This window comes from Bradyrhizobium sp. Leaf396, from assembly GCF_001424605.1.
Taxonomy (GTDB): domain Bacteria; phylum Pseudomonadota; class Alphaproteobacteria; order Rhizobiales; family Xanthobacteraceae; genus Bradyrhizobium; species Bradyrhizobium japonicum_C.
Map to the genome: position 1 here is coordinate 45,271 of NZ_LMQJ01000019.1, position 17,669 is coordinate 62,939.

A 17,669-nucleotide genomic window follows, 5' to 3' on the forward strand; every position below is an offset into this window, starting at 1 on the left:
CAGCATGGCCGATCTCAAACTGACATTGGTGGTGGCCTGCGCGCTCGTCGATGCCGACAAGCGCGTCCTGATCGCGCAGCGCCCAGAGGGCAAGGCGCTGGCCGGCCTCTGGGAATTTCCCGGCGGCAAGCTCGAGGCGGGCGAGCGGCCCGAGCAGAGCCTGATCCGCGAGCTCCACGAGGAGCTCGGCATCACCGTCGCCGAGCCCTGCCTGGCGCCACTGACGTTTGCGAGCTACGGCTATGAGACCTTTCACCTGTTGATGCCGCTCTACATCTGCCGGCGCTGGGAAGGGCAAGTTACGGCGCGCGAAGGCCAGACCCTGGCCTGGGTCCGCGCCAACAAGCTGCGCGACTATCCGATGCCGCCCGCGGACATACCGCTGATCCCGCACCTGATCGATCTGTTGATGTGAGCACGGGCTCACACGGCAAGAGCCGGGCCTGCATGGTTCGAGACGGCGCTTACGCGCCCCTCACCATGAGGATCACTCCTTCCCCGCCTTCTTCACCGCCTCCGCAAGACTCGCCTTCGCCGACCCCGGCTTCAGCGGCTGCTGCTGGCTGGCATGCGGCGCCCAGCCGGAGAGCCACACGATGTCGAATGTCGCGCGGATGCGGCCGTCGGCATCGGCGAAGCGCTCGGCGTAGATTTCGGCCATGCGCAGCAGCGTTGCGCGCCGCGTCGGCGTGCGACTCCGCTCGATCAGCACATTGGCCGCGCCCATGCGGCGGAGATCCTGCATCAAGGCGAACGCATTGCCATAGCGCACCACGACACGGTCGACGTCGGTGACCGGCAGCGCGAAGCCCGCCCGCTGCAACAGCGCGCCGACGTCGCGGAGGTCGGCGAACGGCGCCACGCGCGGCGACACCCCGCCCTCGCATTCAGCCTCCGCCGCGGCAAACGCCTGGCGCAGCTCAGTGAGGCTGTCGCCGCCGATCATCGCGGCGAGCAGCAGCCCGTCCGGCTTCAACGCCCGGCGAACCTGCGCAAGCACACCCGGGAGGTCATTGACGAATTGCAGCGCCAAAGCCGAAACGACGAGATCGAGGCTTTCCGGCGCGAACGGAAGCTCCTCCGCGCCAGTCGCATCGGGCGCAATCCGTGTGATGGACGGAAGCGGTGTACGCAGCGCCGGCAGCCCGCTGCCGGGCGTCCAGAGGTCAGCCGGCGCCTGAAACTCGCGCATCACCGCCGCCAGCCGGTCCGACATGTCCTCGGCCACGCGATCGAGCAGGAATGTCACCTCGCCCAGCGCCTGCGCGCGCCGCTGCCGCGCGTTCAGCAAGGCGCGATCGAACAAGGCGGGCGGGGTTTGCGGGGTCTGAGCCATGCCGCTGGTTACGCCGATCTCCACGCTTCTGGCAATCCGCTGCGCGCAGCGCTAGCCTTGCCTCATGGAAACCGAAGCTGGCCCTACCCGTTCCATCGGCGCGCCGTTGCGGGCCGCGTGGACGGCTGGCCGACACGTGCTGTCGCGCGCGGCGCGGCTCGCGCTCGACATCGCGCTGCCGACACAATGCGTGTCCTGCCAGGAGCCGGTCGATGGCGAAGGCGTTTGCGCTTCGTGCTGGGGGCGGCTGTCGTTCATCGAACGGCCCTATTGCCCGCGGCTCGGCATTCCCTTTGTGTATGACCCCGGTCCCGACATGCTGTCGATGGAAGCGATCGCCAGCCCGCCGGCCTACCAGCGCGCCCGCGCGGCGGTGCGCTATGACGACGTCGCCCGCACCTTGGTGCATGCGCTGAAATACCAGGACCGCACCGATCTGGCGCCGGCCATGGGCCGCTGGATGGCGCGCGCCGGCAGCGAGCTGCTCACAGGCGCCGACATGCTGGTGCCCGTCCCCCTGCATTGGCGGCGAGCCTGGCGGCGCCGCTACAACCAGTCCGGAGCTCTGGCGCGTGTCATCGCCCTGCAGAGCGGAGTGAGGGTGCGAGGCGACGTGCTGCGCCGGGTGCGCGCCACCGAGCAGCAGATCGGCCTGTCGCGGGCCCAGCGCGCCACCAATGTGCAGGGCGCATTCCAGGTATCTCCAGAGCGTCAGGCCGAGGTCCAGGGCCGCCGCATTGTCCTCGTGGACGATGTCCTCACGTCAGGGGCGACGCTGGATGCCTGCGCGCGGGTCTTGCTCCGCGCCAGGGCCGCCCAGGTCGACGTGCTGGTCTTTGCCCGGGTTGTCGAGAGCAGCCCCGGTCCCATATAATTCAATGACTTCATGACATGAGAGCGCCAGACGAGATGACCGCTGCTGTCGAGATCTACACGAGGCCGGGCTGCGGCTATTGTTCCGCCGCCAAGTCGCTGCTGACCCGCAAGAAGGCGACCTTCACCGAATTCGACGTCGCCAAGAACTCGGCCTGGCGTCAGGAAATGTACGACCGCGCCGGTCAGGGCTCGACCTTCCCGCAGATCTGGATCGGCGGCACCCATGTCGGCGGCTGTGACGATCTCTATGCGCTCGACCGCGAAGGCAAGCTCGACGGCATGCTCCAAAGCGTCAAGGCGGTCTCATGAGCGAGGTCAGGACCTTCACCGCCGCCATGGTGCAGATGCGCACCGGCCTGATGCCCGGGCCGAGCCTCGAGCAGGCCACCAAGCTGATCCGCCAGGCTGCGGCCAATGGCGCCGACTACGTGCAGACGCCCGAAGTCAGCAACATGATGCAGCTGAACCGCAAGGCATTGTTCGAGCACCTCCAAAGCGAAGAGGACGACACCTCGCTGAAAGCCTATCGCGCGCTCGCGGCGGAGCTGAAGATCCATCTCCATGTCGGCTCGCTGGCGCTGCGCTTCTCGGCTGAAAAGGCGGTCAACCGCTCCTTCCTGATCGGGCCCGAGGGCAATGTGCTCGCGAGCTACGACAAGATCCACATGTTCGACATCGAGCTGCCGGACGGCGAGAGCTATCGGGAATCCGCGAACTACCAGCCGGGCGAGACCGCCGTGATCTCCGACCTGCCCTGGGGCCGCATCGGGCTGACGATCTGCTACGATGTGCGCTTCCCCGCGCTCTATCGCGCACTCGCCGAAAGCGGAGCATATTTCATCACGGTGCCGTCGGCCTTCACCCGCAAGACCGGCGAAGCACATTGGCACGTGCTGCTGCGCGCCCGTGCGATCGAGACCGGCTGCTTCGTCTTCGCCGCGGCCCAGGCCGGCCTGCACGAGAACAAGCGCGAGACCTACGGCCATTCGCTGATCATCGATCCCTGGGGCGAAATCCTCGCCGAGGGCGATGTCGAGCCCGGCGTCATCATGGCCAGGATCGATCCGGCCAAGGTCGAGACCGCCCGGCGGGCAATCCCTTCGCTCCAGCATGGCCGCCGCTTCGGTGTCTCCGATCCGAAGGCGGGCCCGGATCACCTGCACCTTGTGCGGGGATCGGCATGATCCGCTACGCGCTTCGCTGCGACCGGAACCACGAGTTCGAGAGCTGGTTCCAGAGTTCGTCGGCCTATGATTCCCAGGTGAAGCGGAAGCTCGTGACCTGTCCGATCTGCGGCTCGGCCAAGGTCGACAAGGCGATCATGGCGCCGCGCATCGTCGGCAAGAAGGGCCGTGGCCGCGCGACGCCGCCACCGGAACCAGTCGCGACGGCCGCGACACCCGACGCTGCGGCCTCAGGACCGACCTCGCTGCTGATGGCGCAGGAGCGCGAGTTGCGCGCCAAGCTCAAGGAGCTGCGCGATCACATCGTCAAGAACGCCGACAATGTCGGCGAGCGTTTTGCCAACGAAGCCCGCGCAATGCATTACGGCGACAAGGAGCATCGCCCGATCTATGGCGAGGCCTCGCCCGAAGAGGCGAAGTCGCTGATCGAGGAAGGCATCGAGGTCTCGCCGCTGCCGACGCTGCCGGAAGACCGGAACTAGACGCCGACCAGCACCGCAACACCGATCACGATCAGCGCGATGCCTGCAAGCTCGCGCGGCGCGATCGACTGCTTGAACGAGTAGTAGGCTACTCCTTGCGCGAACAGCACCTCGATCAGCGCGAGCGTGCGGACGTTGGCGGCCGCCGTCAGCGCGAACGCCAGGAACCAGAATTGCGACGCGAAAGCGCCCGTGAAGCCCGCGAGCATCGACGGGCGCCATAATTTGAGGATTCCCCGCAACACGTCAGGCGCGCGCCAGAGCAGATAGATCGTCAGCACCAGCGTCTGCACGAACAGGCCAAGCACCAGCGTGAACGAGGCCGCAGTCACGAAGGAGACGCCGGGAACGTTGATGATCGCGCCGCGAAAACCGACAGCGGAGAGCGCGAACGCTGCCGCCGCGACGAGGCCGGTGATGGTCGGCTTCAATTCGGCAAAGCTCTTCTCGCCGCCGGGCCGCAGCGCGGTGATGACCACGCCGATCGTCGCGATCACGATCGCCAGCACCTTCAGCCACGTCAGGTGATCGCCGAGGAAGACGAAGCCGAAGATCGCGGTCTGGATCGCCTCGGTCTTCAGATACGCCGTCGTCACCACGAAGGAGCGGTCGTTCATCGCGAGCAGCATCAGGCCGGTGGCGACGATCTGGCTGAGCGCGCCGAGCAGCAGCCATGGCCAGAACAGGGTCGGCGGCAAGCCGAGATGATCGCCGGTGCCGATCAACACCACGCCGAGAAACAGCAGCGAGAACGGAAAGCCGAACAGGAAGCGGATATTGGTCGCGCCCCAGGTCCCCAGCGGCTTCGTCAACGACCGCTGCATCGCATTGCGCGCGACCTGACCCAGCGCGGCAATGATCGTGAAAGGGATCCAGAGGCTGGCAATGGTGAGCATAGGGGCGGCGAACGGGCGCTAGCAGGAAATCAACGCGGCCAGCCTGCAAGTTGAACCCAACCCGGTCAACCGCACGGACGTCATGGGAGCGATGCTCTCGCAACAAATTCGGCGTCGTCCCTGCGCACGCAGGGACCCATTACCCCAAGGAGCCGTTTTTCGGCAGCCGCCAACCTGCACATCTCACACCATCCGCGCAACGACAGATCCGCGGTATGGGTCAATGCGACACTGCCCCCAGCGGTGAGAGCTCGCGCGCCGCTCATTCCCCTCACACCATCGCTTCCGCGACCACCATGTAGTTCACGTCCATGTCGGACGAGAGGGACCATTTATCAGCGAATGGGCTGTAGACCACGCCGGTCTGCTCGGTGATCACCAGACGGTTGTCGAGCAGGTGTTTTGCGAGCTCGTCGGGGGTGACGAACTTGTTCCACTCGTGGGTGCCGCGCGGCAGCCAGCGCAGCACGTATTCGGCGCCGACGATGGCGAGGGCGAAGCTCTTCCAGTTTCGGTTCAGCGTCGAGACCACCATCAGGCCGTTCGGCTTCAGCATCGAGGCGCAGCGCTTCAGGAAGACGCCGACGTCGGTGACGTGCTCGACCACCTCCATTGCCAGCACGATATCGAAGCGCTCGCGCGGGTCGACCTCCTCCACCGTTGTGCAGCGATAGTCGATCGCAAGATGGCTCTTGTCGGCGTGCAGCTTCGCCGCGGCGATGTTGCTTGCCGAAGGATCGATGCCGACAACCTGCGCACCCAGGCGCGACAGCGGCTCGCAGAGCAGGCCGGCGCCGCAGCCGATGTCGAGCACGCGCAAGGACCCGAGACAACTGAGGCTTCGCACGTTGCGTTCGAACTTGCGGCAGGCGGCGTCGCGGATGTAGCCGAGCCGCAGCGGGTTGATCCGGTGCAGCGGCGCCATCTTGCCCTTGGGGTCCCACCACTCCGCCGAGAGTTTCGAGAATTTTGCGATCTCGGCGGCATCGACGGTCGAGCCCGGCTGGGCAGAAAGGGAAGGATTTTGCTGCATGCTCATGGTGGTGCGCGGTCCTACCGCGTGGTGATCGAACTACGGAAGGCGAGCGGCGAGGCGATCGTCCGGATGGTTTCGCGACCTTCACCGACCCCGTTGATGGTCACATCGCCGTAGTTGAGAATACGTCCAAGAATCGTCTGGTTGACATCGACGCTCTCGACCTTGTCCAGCGCCATCTCGAAGGTGCGGCGCTGGATGAACCCGGTCTTGTGCACCACCCTGAGGTTGGTGACGTCGGTCTCGGTGGTGAAGCGATGGAACCAGCCCTTGATGGTCCAGTACAGTGCGGCCAGAGCCACGAGGCCGGCGCCTCCCAGGCAAAGCAGAAAGAGCCAGTCGACGGTCACCTGCCGCGACAGGATGAAGAGGGCCAGCGCCACGATCCAGGCCATGATGGCCGGAAAGTAGAAGATCCAGTGCGCATTGGTCGAATACAGGACCCGCTCGCCCGGTTGCAGGATCTCGTCGATGTAACGCGCCATGCCTCGGTTAACCCACTACCCCGCGTCCTGCCTCCGCAGGAACCCGCTTGCCCCCGGCCCCGCCGCTCTGTATACGCGCGGTCGGTATCCGCGAGGCAGCCGTCCGGTGCGGGTCACCATACTGATCCTTATGAAGGAATGCACGCGTCGTCATGAGCCGCCTCGTGATGAAATTCGGCGGCACGTCCGTCGCCAATATCGAACGTATCCGCAACGTTGCACGCCATGTGAAGCGTGAGGTCGACGCCGGCCACGAAGTGGCCGTGGTCGTCTCGGCGATGGCCGGCAAGACCAACGAGCTGGTCGCCTGGTGCACCGAGGCCTCGCCGATGCATGACGCGCGCGAATACGACGCCGTGGTCGCCTCGGGCGAACAGGTGACCTCGGGCCTGCTTGCCATCGTGCTCCAGGGCATGGGCATCCAGGCTCGCTCCTGGCAGGGATGGCAGATCCCGATCAAGACCAGCGACGCCCATGCCTCGGCGCGGATCGAGGACATCGACGGCAGCGAGATCATCAAGCGCTTCCAGGAGCGCAAGGAGGTCGCGGTTATCGCAGGCTTCCAGGGCATCAACCCCGAGACCAATCGCATCACCACCCTCGGCCGCGGCGGCTCCGACACGTCGGCCGTGGCGATCGCCGCCGCCGTCAAGGCGGATCGTTGCGACATCTATACCGACGTCGACGGCGTCTACACCACCGACCCGCGAATCGTGCCGAAGGCCAAGAGGCTCGACAAGATCGCATTCGAGGACATGCTGGAACTCGCCTCGCAGGGGGCAAAAGTGCTCCAGGTGCGCTCGGTGGAACTCGGCATGGTCCACAATATGCCGATTTTCGTCCGCTCGAGCTTCGACAAGCCCGAGGATATCGACCCGCATGCCAACCAGCCGCCCGGCACGCTGATCTGCAGCGAGGAGGAGATCATGGAAAGCCACGTCGTCACCGGCATCGCCTTTTCAAAGGACGAGGCCCAGATCTCGGTGCGCCACATCGAGGACAAGCCCGGCGTTGCGGCATCGATCTTCGGCCCGCTGGCGGACGCCAACATCAACGTCGACATGATCGTGCAGAATGTTTCCGAGGACGGCAAGACCACCGACCTCACCTTCACCGTGCCGGCCGCCGACTATACCCGCGCAAAGGATACGATTACCGCCGCCAAGGGCAAGATCGGCTATGCGCGGCTCGATACGGCCACCGACGTCGCCAAGATCTCGGTGATCGGCAGCGGCATGCGCAGCCATGCCGGCGTCGCGGCCCAGGCGTTCTCGGCCCTCGCCCGACGGAACATCAACATCCGGGCCATCACAACCTCCGAGATCAAATTCTCGGTCTTGATCGATACCGCCTACACCGAGCTTGCGGTACGCACCCTGCACACGCTCTACGGCCTCGATCAAGCCTAAAGCACGACCCTCGTCGCGCTTCAGATTGTCGTTGAGCATGGCCTTTCCGGAAAATCGCGTCACGCTTTCCGGACCATATCTAGGCTAATTTTCTCTTAGCGGTCGCAGCAAACGCGAAGGTGTACACACCTTCGCGTTTGGCAGGCGTTTTGCTTGGCAAAACAAGCCTCAATTCGCTATACGGCGAACAGGGTGGGCTGCCGCAGACTGTGTCCCAGTTCAGGCGGCGCTGATTCGGCGCAAGCGCTAGATCTCAAGTAGATTTCGGTTTGTGCCTGCGCCGGACGAACAATTTTGGTTGTTTTTCTGGAACTTTGGGTTAGCCGCCGGCCGATACCGCCGGGCCCGGCAGACGGAGGAGATTGACGGTTCATGCGGAGCGCGTCGGGAGGTCCCCGCGTCTTGTTGAGACGGCTCCGCGAGACCATGGCGGAGCAGGTCTCGGCCCAGGAGCGGCTGGACAAGATCGTGGTGCTGATCGCCGCCAACATGGTGGCCGAGGTGTGCTCGGTCTACGTGCTGCGCATCGACAACACGCTGGAGCTCTACGCCACCGAAGGTCTCAATCGCGAGGCCGTGCACCACACCGTGCTCAGCGCCCATGAGGGCCTGGTCGGCCTGGTCGCCAGCGAGGCGACGCCACTCAATCTGAGCGACGCACAGAGCCATCCGGCCTTCTCGTTCCGCCCCGAGACGGGCGAAGAGATCTACCACTCGTTCCTCGGCGTGCCGATCCTGCGGGCCGGCAACACCCTCGGCGTGCTGGTGGTGCAGAACCGCGCCAAGCGCAACTATGTCGAGGAGGAACTCGAGGCGCTGCAGACCACTGCGATGGTGCTGGCCGAGCTGATCGCCTCGGGCGAATTGTCGGCGCTGGCCCAGCCGGGCCAGGAGCCCGCTGCGCGCCATTCCGCGCAGAAGGTCGGCGCGATCCTGTCGGAGGGCATCGCGCTCGGCCATGTCGTGCTGCACGAGCCGCGCGTCGTCATCAAGGACTACATCGCCGAGGACCTGCCGAAGGAGATCAAGCGGCTCGACACCGCGCTCGCCAAGCTGCGCGCCGATCTCGATCGCATGCTGGAGCGCGGCGACGTCGCCGAAGGCGGCGAGCATCGCGAGGTGCTGGAAGCCTACCGCATGTTCGCCAACGACCAGGGCTGGTCGCACAAGCTGCACGAGGCCGTCGCCACGGGCCTTACCGCGGAAGCCGCCGTCGAGCGCGTGCAGTCCGACACCCGCGCGCGCATGCTGCGCTCCACTGACCCTTACTTGCGCGACCGCCTGCACGATCTGGAAGATCTCGGCTATCGCCTGATGCGGCAGCTCGTCGGGCAAGACCACGCGCCTTCGCGCGAGCAATTGCCCGACAACGCCATCGTCATCGCCCGCGCGATGGGCCCGGCGGCGCTGCTCGACTACGACCGCAAGCGCCTGCGGGGCATCGTGCTGGAGGAAGGCACCGCCAATTCGCACGTCTCCATCGTGGCGCGCGCGCTCGGAATCCCCGCAGTCGGCGAAGTGCCGAACGCGCCCGGCATCGCCGATCCCGGCGATGCCATCATCGTCGACGGCACCTCCGGCTCGATCTATGTGCGCCCGTCGCAGGAGGTCGAGGCGGCGTTCGCCGAGCGCGTGCGCTTTCGCGCCCGCCGCCAGGCGCAGTATCTGGCGCTACGCGACCGGCCCTGCGTCACCAAGGACGGCCAGAACGTCGAGCTGATGATCAACGCAGGTCTCGCCATCGACCTGCCGCATATCGAGGACACCGGCAGCGCCGGCATCGGCCTGTTCCGCACCGAGCTGCAATTCATGGTCGGCCAGAGCCTGCCGCGCACCAGCGATCAACTCGCGCTCTATCGCACCGTGCTGGACGCGGCGGGCAGCAAGCCCGTCACCTTCCGCACGCTCGATATCGGCGGCGACAAGGCGCTGCCCTATATGGAAGCGGTGATCGAGGAAAATCCTGCGCTCGGCTGGCGCGCGATCCGGCTCGGGCTGGATCGTCCGGGCCTGTTGCGCGGGCAGATCCGCGCATTGCTGCGGGCCGGCGGCGGCCGCGCGCTGCGCATCATGTTCCCGATGATCTCGGAGGTCGCCGAGTTCGACGCGGCGAAAGCGCTGGTCGAGCGCGAGCTCACATATCTGCGCCAGCACGGCCACACGCTGCCGGAACGTATCGACATCGGCACCATGGTCGAGGTGCCCGCCCTGCTTTACCAGCTCGACGAGCTCCTGAAGAAGGTCGATTTCATCTCGGTCGGCTCCAACGATCTGTTCCAGTTCCTGTTCGCGGTCGATCGCGGCAATGCCAAGGTCTCCGAGCGCTTCGACACCATGTCGGCGCCGATCCTGCGCGCGCTGCGCGATATCGCACGCAAGGCGCACGCGGCGAAGAAGTCGCTCTCGCTCTGCGGCGAGATGGCGTCGAAACCGATCGGCGCGCTGGCGCTGATCGCGCTGGGCTACCGTTCGCTGTCGCTCTCGGCAACCGCGCTCGGCCCCGTCAAGGCAATGGTGCTCGACCTCGACGCCAGGAAGGCCGAAGCCGTGCTCGGCCCGCTCCTGGACGCGCCGGCGGGCAGCGTCTCGATCCGGCAGAAGCTGACGGAATTTGCCGAAGCCGAGGGCCTGGCGTTGTAGCGAGCCTGTCGCCGCGTCCTGCCGCCTCGCTCCTTTCCGCTATTGAGACTGAACCGATGTCGTCACTTCCCGAAGCCAAACTGGACCTCCTGCTCGCGCATCACGCCTCGCTCGAGGCTGAATCGCTGGGACAGCTCACCTCCGAGCGGTACGTGCAGATCACGCGCGAGCTCGCCGAGATCACCCCGCTCGTCGAGGCGGTGAAGACCTATCGCTCCGCGGTCAAGGAGCTCGCCGATACCGAAGCCCTGATCGCCGATCCCGCCACCGATGCCGAGATGCGCAGCATGGCGGAGGCCGAGCGCGGCGAGTTGACGTCAAGAATCGAGGAGCTGGTCCAGAAGATCCGCGTCGCGCTGCTGCCGAAGGACGCCATGGACGACCGCAACGTGGTGCTGGAAATCCGCGCCGGCACCGGCGGCGACGAGGCTTCGTTGTTCGCCGGCGATTTGTTCCGGATGTACGAGCGCTTCGCCAGCCTTCAGGGCTGGAAGGTCGAGGTGATCTCCGCCAGTGAAGGCACCGTCGGCGGCTTCAAGGAAATCATCGCGGAGGTGCAGGGCCGTGGCGCCTTCTCCAAGCTCAAGTTCGAATCCGGCGTGCACCGCGTGCAGCGCGTGCCCGATACCGAGACGCAGGGACGCATCCACACGTCCGCGGCGACGGTCGCCGTGCTGCCGGAAGTCGAGGATGTCGACGTCGAGATCAAGAACGAGGACCTGCGCATCGAGACAATGCGCGCGCAAGGCGCGGGCGGCCAGCACGTCAACAAGACCGAATCGGCGATCCGCATCACGCACATCCCGACCGGCATCGTGGTGATGATGCAGGACAGCCGCTCGCAGCACAAGAACCGCGCCTCTGCCATGAACATTCTGCGGTCGCGCATCTACGACGCCGAGCGGCAACGGGTCGACGCCGCGCGCTCGGCCGAGCGGAAGGAGAAGGTCGGCTCCGGCGACCGCTCCGAGCGCATCCGCACGTACAATTTTCCGCAAGGCCGCGTCACCGATCACCGCATCAATCTGACGCTCTACAAGCTGCCGCAGGTGATCGCGGGCGAGGCGCTCGGCGAATTGATCGATGCGCTGACGACGGAGCACCAGGCCGCGCAGCTCGCTGCACAAGGCGCGGCGGCCTGAGGCGTGAGCAATCCCTTCACCGGACAATCCATCGAAGGCGCGCGGCGCGCGCTCGCTGCGCGACTGAGGTCGGCACAATTCGACGAGGCCGAGCTCGACGCACGCATCCTGATCAGTGCGGTACTCGGCCTCGACCTCACCGGCCTGATCACGCAGGCCGGCCGTCCTCTCACCGCGGCCGAAGCATCGCGGCTGGCGCAGCACGCAGAGCGCCGTATCGCCGGTGAGCCGGTGGCGCGCATTCTCGGGACACGCGAGTTCTGGGGCCTGCCATTCCGCCTGTCCGAGGCAACCCTGGTCCCGCGCCCCGATACCGAGACCGTGGTCGAGCTTGCGCTGGAAGTCTTTCGCGAGCGGCCGACGCCTCATCCGCGTATCGCCGATCTCGGCACCGGATCGGGCGCGATCCTGCTCGCGCTGCTGCACGAAATCCCCGATGCTTTCGGCGTCGGCACCGATCTCAGCCAGAACGCGCTCAGAACCGCCAGGGACAATGCCGCGGCGCTCGGCCTCGCCGACCGCGCCGCCTTCGTCGCCTGCTCCTACGCCGCGGCGCTCCGCGGCCCGTTCGACCTCATCGTGTCCAATCCCCCCTATATTCCCTCCGCCGAGATTCCGAAATTGAGCATCGAGGTCCGCGAGCACGATCCTCATCTGGCACTCGACGGCGGCAATGACGGCTACGACGCCTATCGCGCATTGATCCCTCAGGCCGCCGAGCGCCTCTCCCCGGCCGGCGCGGTGATCGTCGAGGCTGGCCAGGGCCAGGCCCAGAATATTGAAACCTTGATGAGGGGGGCCGCGTTGTCGATCGACAGGCCACCCAAGACCGATTTGGCCGGCATTCCCCGGGCCGTTTCGGCCCGAAAAATGCCCCCATAAAAGCCGGATTGAACTGCAAAAACCTCTTGGAATATCGCCTGGGAACGACTACGTTCCGTTCAACACATCGGTGCCGGCCCCGTAGACCTACGGGCGAAAGCCGGGCTCTCGGGCGAGAGCATTACTGATAAGGTTCCAAGCCGCAGGTCCTGTTGAGCGCGATGGCCAGTGGAGCTGCGCTGCTCTCCGACCGCAAAGTGAACGAAAGCCTGATATTGCGCTTGAACACTTACGCAAGACAGCTGGGCTTGTTTCGGCAAGCGAAATGAATGGGTTCGCTGGCACTGAATGCTGGCGGGTGGGGAACGCGTCTTTGTTGAACGCGACGGTCGACGAACATCGGCAGGGTTCGATCCGCTCTTGCACGCGGTGCGCGTGAGAGATGTGGGCCCATGTCACCCGATCACTCCTAGCAATCAGTAATGCGTGCAACCTTTAGGGCTGGAATTAAAGGCAGGACATGAGAAACGGTCAAAACAAGCAGCGGATGCGCAACCGCAACAACAATAACAACAACAACCGGCGCGGCCAGAATCCGATGACCCGGGTCTACGAGTCCAACGGACCGGACATCAAGATTCGCGGCACCGCCTCGCACATTGCCGAGAAATATCTCCAGCTTGCGCGTGACGCGCGCTCCTCCGGCGACCCCGTTGCGGCCGAGAACTATTACCAGCATGCCGAGCATTACTTCCGCCTGATCGCGGCGGCTCAGGAGCAGTTCCGGCAGAACCAGCAGCCGCGCGGCGATGAGCCGATCAGCAACAGCAGCGACGACGGCGAGGACGATGGCGAGAATTTCTCGGCCTTCGGCCAGGAGCCGGGCTTCGTCCCGCAGCCCCAGCAGCAGCCCTTCATGCGCGACCGCGACGGGCAGCGCGATCACCACCAGCGTGACCCTCAGCAGCGCGACAGCCAGCCGCCTTATCAGCGCGACAACCAGCAGCCCCGCGAGCACCGCGAGCGCGATCATCGTCCGCAGCCGCAATATCAGCCGCCGCCAGCTAACCAGCCGCAGCCCGTCATTGCCGATGCCGGCGGCGTCGACCGCTTGCCCTCCTTCATCACCGGCGCGCAGCCGCAGGTGAATGTCGGCGCGAATGGCGGCCAAGGTGGGTTCGAGGGCGGTGGTGGCGAGCGCTTTCCCCGGCGGCGTCGCCGTCCGCATGGCCCGCGCCCCGAGCGCGAAGCCGCCCCGGTCGCCTCCAGCGACGAGGTCGCCCCCGGCGAGTAGCCTCTTCCGATCTTCTGACCTGAATCGTCCCGGCTTCGCCGGGACGATTTGTTTCAGCTGCGTGTCGCCGTCGTCGAGGAGGGCACCAGCACGGGCTTGCCGAGCGAAGGAATGAGCCGTGCGCGCTCGCGCTTGGCGGGGATCGCGCGGTAGACCTGCTTGGTCGCCTCCACGATATGAACGCCGGCAAAGGGCAGCGACAACGCTGCTCCGGCGCGCTCCCACATCTGCGCCGATCTCAGCACCCAGCCGCCGGCATAGGGCGGCATGAACAGCGCCTCGCCCCAGGCGGTCGGCGTGAACCAGGTCTGGCGGAATAGCTCAGTGATCTGCGATCGCGAATAGGGCCGCCCGTGACCGAACGGCGTGTTGTCTGTGCGGGTCCACATTCCGCGCCGGTTCGGGATCACCGCGATCACGCGACCGGACGGCGATAGCACGCGCCACACCTCGCGCAGCAGCGCGGCCGGATCGTCCGACATCTCCAGCGCGTGCACCAGGAGGATGCGGTCGACCGCGGCGTCAGGAAGCGGCAGTGAGAATTCATCGACCAGCGAGGCCAGCGCCGGCCGTCCGGTAGGCCATTTCAGGACACCCTGGGCGGCCGGCATGAACGCAATGCAGCGCTCGGCATCCTCGCGGAACAACCCCAGATAAGGCGTGGGATAGCCGATGCCGAGCACGCGCTGGCCCTCGGCGCGGGGCCAACGCTCCCTGATGCCGCGATTGATCATCTGCCGCGCCACGATGCCGAGGCGGCGGGAATAGAACTCGCGGAGGTCGACGACGTCGATGGTCATGACGGGCAATGTATCATGCACGCGCCCGGCGCTGCGCGCGGAATATTGCATTGCCTGCGCGACGTTAACGCCATATTTGTCGGGCGGGGTAGCGCGATGGAGATGACATGGCCGCCGAAATTCGTACTTTCACCTGTTTAAACGACAATTTCGGTTACCTGATCCACGATGTGGAAACCAAGGCGACGGCGTCGATCGACGCACCGGAGGCCGGCCCGATCCTCGAGGCCCTGGAGCGCGAGGGCTGGCAGCTCACCGACATCCTGATCACCCATCATCATGGTGATCATGTCGGCGGGGTCGCTGAACTCAAGCAGAAATACAATTGCCGCGTCGTCGCGCCGCACGACAAGACGACGAAGATCGCCAACGTCGATCTGCGCGTCGCCAATGCCGACGTGGTCAAGATCGGCAATCTGCTGGCGCGCGTCGTGGAGACGCCGGGCCATACGCTCGACCACATCTCTTACGTGTTCGACACCGAGAAGGCGGTCTTCGCAGCCGACACGCTGTTCTCGATCGGCTGCGGCCGCGTCTTTGAGGGCACCTATCCCATGATGTGGGATTCGCTCCTGAAGCTGCGCGCCCTGCCCGACGACTTCAAGCTCTATTGCGGCCACGAATATACGGCGTCCAACGTCAGGTTCGCGCTCACCATCGAGCCGGACAATGCGGCGCTGCAGGCGCGCGCCGCGGAGGTGACGAAGCTCCGGGCCGAGAACAAGCCGACCATTCCCACCCTGCTCGGCGAGGAGAAGCGCGCCAACGTGTTCCTGCGCGCCGACGAACCCTCGGTCGCGGCCAAGCTGCACATGAAAGGCGCAGACCCCGCCTCGGTGTTCGGCGAGCTGCGCGAGCGCAAGAACAAGTCCTGAAGATCAGACGAACAAATCCTGGCGGGGATCGATGCCGACCGCAGCCGAGATCATCGCGCGCCTCGAACTCCGGCCGCATCCGGAAGGCGGGCATTACCGGGAGACGTTTCGCGACCAGGCCACCGACGCCAACGGGCGGTCGCGCTCGACCCTGATCTATTTCCTGCTCGCGCGCGGCGAACGCTCGCACTGGCACCGCGTCGATGCGGTCGAGACCTGGCATTATTACGCCGGCAATTCTTTGATCCTGCGCATCGCCCATGAGGGTTGCTCGCAACACGAGGTGCGGCTGGGCTCCGACCTCGTCGGCGGCGAGCGGCCGCAGGGTATCGTGCCTGCGAATGCCTGGCAGATGGCCGAAACCACGGGCGAGTGGACGCTGGTCGGCTGCACGGTGGCGCCCGCATTCGAGTTCGCAGGATTCGAGCTCGCACCGAACGGCTGGGAGCCGTAGCTCCCCTCACCTCTTCCGCAACACCATGTCCTTCGCCGCGATCAAGCCACCGCCCGCGATCAGGATTGCGGCAAGCGCGATGCTGGCGCTGGCTTTGGCAAAACCGGCTGCAATGAGGAATCCGGTCGAAAGCAGCGGCGTCGCGTAGGAGGCGGCGCCGAGCACGCGGATGTCGCCGCGCTTCATGCCGATGTCCCAGGCGTAGAAGGCGGCGCCGACGGGGCCGATCCCGAGTGCGATGACTGAAAGCCATTGCACCCTGGTCTCCGGCCACACCGTGGTCTCGAGCAGGCCATGCATCAGCGCGGCCAGCGCGGCCGTGGCAAGGCAGAAGCCCGCGACGGCGTCGGTCGGCACCGCCTTCAACCGGCGCGACAGCACCGAATAGGTCGCCCAGACGAAAGCTGCGATGAAGGCCGCGATCAATCCCGGTACCGCGCCCGGCGCGAAGCCGGAGGTGTTGCCGGCGAACAGCAGCACGGTGCCGACGAGGCCGAGCACGGCGCCGATGATGTGATGCGCAGCCAGACGCTCGCCGGGCAGGAATGACGAGAACAGCACGATCAAGAGCGGCCACAGGTAGTTCAGAAGGCCGGCTTCGGCCGGTGGCGCGAAGCGCAGCGCGAGAAAGTACAGCGCGTGATAGCCGAACAGGCCGCCGACGCCGACGACCCAGACGACGAGCGGCTGGCGCAGGCTTTTCGTCGCCCCATTCCGCCCGATCCAGGTGAGCAGGCCGACGAGGCCGCCGATCGCAAACGTCATCGCGGCGAGTTGAAATGCCGGGATCTTCCCGGTCGCCACCGTCATTACCGACAGCAGCGACCACATGAGGATCGCGGTCAAGCCGATCAGTGTGGCGGTGCGGGGAGTCATCGGCCCAATGTTTCCGTCATGCCGGGCTTGTCCCGGCCATCCACGCTCTTCCGTGGCGACGGCTGTTGTAAGGCCGTGGATGCCCGGGACAAGCCCGGGCATGACGAGGCGGAAAATATCAGCCCGCGTGATGCGATCGCATCACACCATGTACTGGCCGCCGTTGACCGTCAGGGTCGAGCCGGTGATGAATCCGGCATCGTCGGCCGCGAGGAACACGACCGCGCGCGCAATCTCTTCGGGCTCGCCGAGACGGCTGGCCGGTATCTGCGGAATCACGTTCTTCTCCAGAACGTCCTTGGGGACCGCCTGCACCATTTCGGTGTTGATGTAGCCGGGGCAGATCGCGTTCACTGTGATGCCGCCCTTGGCGTTCTCGAGCGCGAGCGCCTTGGTGAAACCGATGTCGCCGGCCTTCGCCGCGGAATAGTTGACCTGCCCGAACTGCCCCTTCTGGCCGTTGATCGAAGAGATGGAGATGATGCGGCCGAACTTGCGCGCGCGCATGCCCTCGATGACCTGGCGCGTCATGTTGAACAGCGAGCCGAGATTGGTGTTGATGACGGCGTTCCACTGCTCGAGCGTCATCTTGTGGAAGGCGGTGTCACGGGTGATGCCGGCATTGTTGACCAGCACCTCGATCGGCCCGAGATCGGCCTCGACCTTCTTCACGCCCTCGGCGCAGGCATCGAAGCTGCTGACGTCCCATTTGTAGACCGCGATGCCGGTCTCGGCCTTGAACTTCTCGGCCGCCGCATCGTTGCCGGCATAGCTCGCCGCGACCTTGTAGCCGGCGGCTTTCAGCGCCTTGCTGATCGCAGCACCGATGCCCCGCGTACCACCCGTGACCAATGCAACACGTGCCATGTCGAAATTCCCTTCCCTTGGACTCTTCGGACGTTTCTGGAGCGATCGTTTTTAGCGTTGGATTATGCGGTTGGTTTGACGGACATCAAGAACAAAACGCCCGGCGTCGAGCCGGGCGTTTTTCTTTAGTCGAGGCTTGCGTGGTTGCGAAGAATATTTGATTTGCAGCCGCTGCCTTTTTAGTCGCGTGCGACG

19 protein-coding genes are annotated in these 17,669 nt (G+C 65.5%); 12 read left to right on the forward strand and 7 right to left on the reverse strand.

Annotation, left to right across the window (positions count from 1 at the left end):
* Nucleotides 1-4: 4 nt before the first annotated feature.
* On the forward strand, nt 5-415 hold the full coding sequence (gene mutT / locus ASG57_RS18830) for an 8-oxo-dGTP diphosphatase MutT (protein ID WP_024339274.1): 411 nt from the start codon (nt 5-7) through the stop codon (nt 413-415).
* A 72-nt stretch (nt 416-487) separates the two neighbouring features.
* Here mutT and ASG57_RS18835 read toward each other — a convergent pair whose 3' ends face one another.
* The gene (locus tag ASG57_RS18835; RefSeq protein ID WP_057196981.1) at nt 488-1,336 is read right to left on the reverse strand and encodes a methyltransferase domain-containing protein; all 849 of its coding nucleotides are present in this window, start codon (nt 1,334-1,336) and stop codon (nt 488-490) included.
* Between the two features lie 64 nt (nt 1,337-1,400).
* Between ASG57_RS18835 and ASG57_RS18840 the strand changes: the two genes are divergently transcribed.
* The 4 genes from ASG57_RS18840 to ASG57_RS18855 are packed head-to-tail and all read left to right on the forward strand — an operon-like array spanning nt 1,401 to nt 3,878.
* Nucleotides 1,401-2,210, forward strand: a complete 810-nt coding sequence (locus ASG57_RS18840; RefSeq protein WP_057196982.1) for a ComF family protein — start codon at nt 1,401-1,403, stop codon at nt 2,208-2,210.
* 35 nt (nt 2,211-2,245) lie between these two features.
* Nucleotides 2,246-2,521: a glutaredoxin 3 gene (gene grxC, locus ASG57_RS18845; protein ID WP_024339277.1), complete on the forward strand. Its 276-nt coding sequence runs from the start codon at nt 2,246-2,248 to the stop codon at nt 2,519-2,521.
* On the forward strand, nt 2,518-3,396 hold the full coding sequence (locus ASG57_RS18850; RefSeq protein WP_057196983.1) for a carbon-nitrogen hydrolase family protein: 879 nt from the start codon (nt 2,518-2,520) through the stop codon (nt 3,394-3,396). Before grxC ends, ASG57_RS18850 begins: the two co-directional genes overlap by 4 nt.
* A complete protein-coding gene (locus ASG57_RS18855; RefSeq protein ID WP_057196984.1) occupies nt 3,393-3,878 on the forward strand; it encodes a DUF1178 family protein in 486 nt (161 codons plus the stop codon). Before ASG57_RS18850 ends, ASG57_RS18855 begins: the two co-directional genes overlap by 4 nt.
* On the opposite strand, the gene ASG57_RS18860 is transcribed toward ASG57_RS18855, so the two are convergent.
* From ASG57_RS18860 to ASG57_RS18870, 3 genes are all read right to left on the reverse strand, one after another.
* The gene (locus ASG57_RS18860) at nt 3,875-4,774 is read right to left on the reverse strand and encodes an EamA family transporter (protein WP_057196985.1); all 900 of its coding nucleotides are present in this window, start codon (nt 4,772-4,774) and stop codon (nt 3,875-3,877) included. The two genes, ASG57_RS18855 and ASG57_RS18860, sit on opposite strands and share 4 nt — an antisense overlap.
* 271 nt (nt 4,775-5,045) lie before the next feature.
* Complete coding sequence (ubiG, locus tag ASG57_RS18865; RefSeq protein ID WP_057196986.1) at nt 5,046-5,813, reverse strand: bifunctional 2-polyprenyl-6-hydroxyphenol methylase/3-demethylubiquinol 3-O-methyltransferase UbiG; 768 nt, start codon at nt 5,811-5,813, stop codon at nt 5,046-5,048.
* A gap of 14 nt (nt 5,814-5,827) precedes the next feature.
* On the reverse strand, nt 5,828-6,295 hold the full coding sequence (locus ASG57_RS18870) for a PH domain-containing protein (protein WP_024339282.1): 468 nt from the start codon (nt 6,293-6,295) through the stop codon (nt 5,828-5,830).
* 152 nt (nt 6,296-6,447) lie between these two features.
* Here ASG57_RS18870 and ASG57_RS18875 point away from each other — a divergent pair, with 152 nt between their 5' ends.
* The 5 genes from ASG57_RS18875 to ASG57_RS18895 all read left to right on the forward strand — a co-directional run bounded on the left by ASG57_RS18875 (nt 6,448) and on the right by ASG57_RS18895 (nt 13,602).
* A complete protein-coding gene (locus ASG57_RS18875; RefSeq protein ID WP_057196987.1) occupies nt 6,448-7,704 on the forward strand; it encodes an aspartate kinase in 1,257 nt (418 codons plus the stop codon).
* Nucleotides 7,705-8,076: 372 nt separating this feature from the next.
* The gene (ptsP, locus tag ASG57_RS18880) at nt 8,077-10,344 is read left to right on the forward strand and encodes a phosphoenolpyruvate--protein phosphotransferase (protein WP_024339284.1); all 2,268 of its coding nucleotides are present in this window, start codon (nt 8,077-8,079) and stop codon (nt 10,342-10,344) included.
* Between the two features lie 56 nt (nt 10,345-10,400).
* On the forward strand, nt 10,401-11,486 hold the full coding sequence (gene prfA, locus ASG57_RS18885) for a peptide chain release factor 1 (RefSeq protein ID WP_024339285.1): 1,086 nt from the start codon (nt 10,401-10,403) through the stop codon (nt 11,484-11,486).
* Nucleotides 11,487-11,489: 3 nt separating this feature from the next.
* Entirely contained in the window at nt 11,490-12,368 is an 879-nt protein-coding gene (prmC, locus tag ASG57_RS18890) for a peptide chain release factor N(5)-glutamine methyltransferase (protein ID WP_024339286.1), read from the forward strand.
* A gap of 460 nt (nt 12,369-12,828) precedes the next feature.
* Nucleotides 12,829-13,602 carry a DUF4167 domain-containing protein gene (locus ASG57_RS18895; protein WP_024339287.1) on the forward strand — a complete coding sequence of 258 codons (774 nt, stop codon included), beginning with the start codon at nt 12,829-12,831 and terminating at the stop codon, nt 13,600-13,602.
* A 53-nt stretch (nt 13,603-13,655) separates the two neighbouring features.
* On the opposite strand, the gene ASG57_RS18900 is transcribed toward ASG57_RS18895, so the two are convergent.
* A complete protein-coding gene (locus ASG57_RS18900; RefSeq protein ID WP_057196997.1) occupies nt 13,656-14,402 on the reverse strand; it encodes a class I SAM-dependent methyltransferase in 747 nt (248 codons plus the stop codon).
* 107 nt (nt 14,403-14,509) lie between these two features.
* Between ASG57_RS18900 and gloB the strand changes: the two genes are divergently transcribed.
* Both gloB and ASG57_RS18910 read left to right on the forward strand, forming a co-directional pair.
* Nucleotides 14,510-15,277: a hydroxyacylglutathione hydrolase gene (gene gloB / locus ASG57_RS18905; protein ID WP_024339289.1), complete on the forward strand. Its 768-nt coding sequence runs from the start codon at nt 14,510-14,512 to the stop codon at nt 15,275-15,277.
* Between the two features lie 31 nt (nt 15,278-15,308).
* Complete coding sequence (locus ASG57_RS18910) at nt 15,309-15,731, forward strand: cupin domain-containing protein (protein ID WP_024339290.1); 423 nt, start codon at nt 15,309-15,311, stop codon at nt 15,729-15,731.
* A 6-nt stretch (nt 15,732-15,737) separates the two neighbouring features.
* Here the strand turns inward: ASG57_RS18910 and yddG are convergent, their stop codons facing one another.
* Nucleotides 15,738-16,607 (reverse strand): aromatic amino acid exporter YddG, encoded by an 870-nt coding sequence (gene yddG / locus ASG57_RS18915; protein WP_024339291.1) that lies wholly within the window; start codon nt 16,605-16,607, stop codon nt 15,738-15,740.
* A gap of 141 nt (nt 16,608-16,748) precedes the next feature.
* Entirely contained in the window at nt 16,749-17,474 is a 726-nt protein-coding gene (phbB, locus tag ASG57_RS18920; protein WP_024339292.1) for an acetoacetyl-CoA reductase, read from the reverse strand.
* Nucleotides 17,475-17,669: the final 195 nt, after the last annotated feature.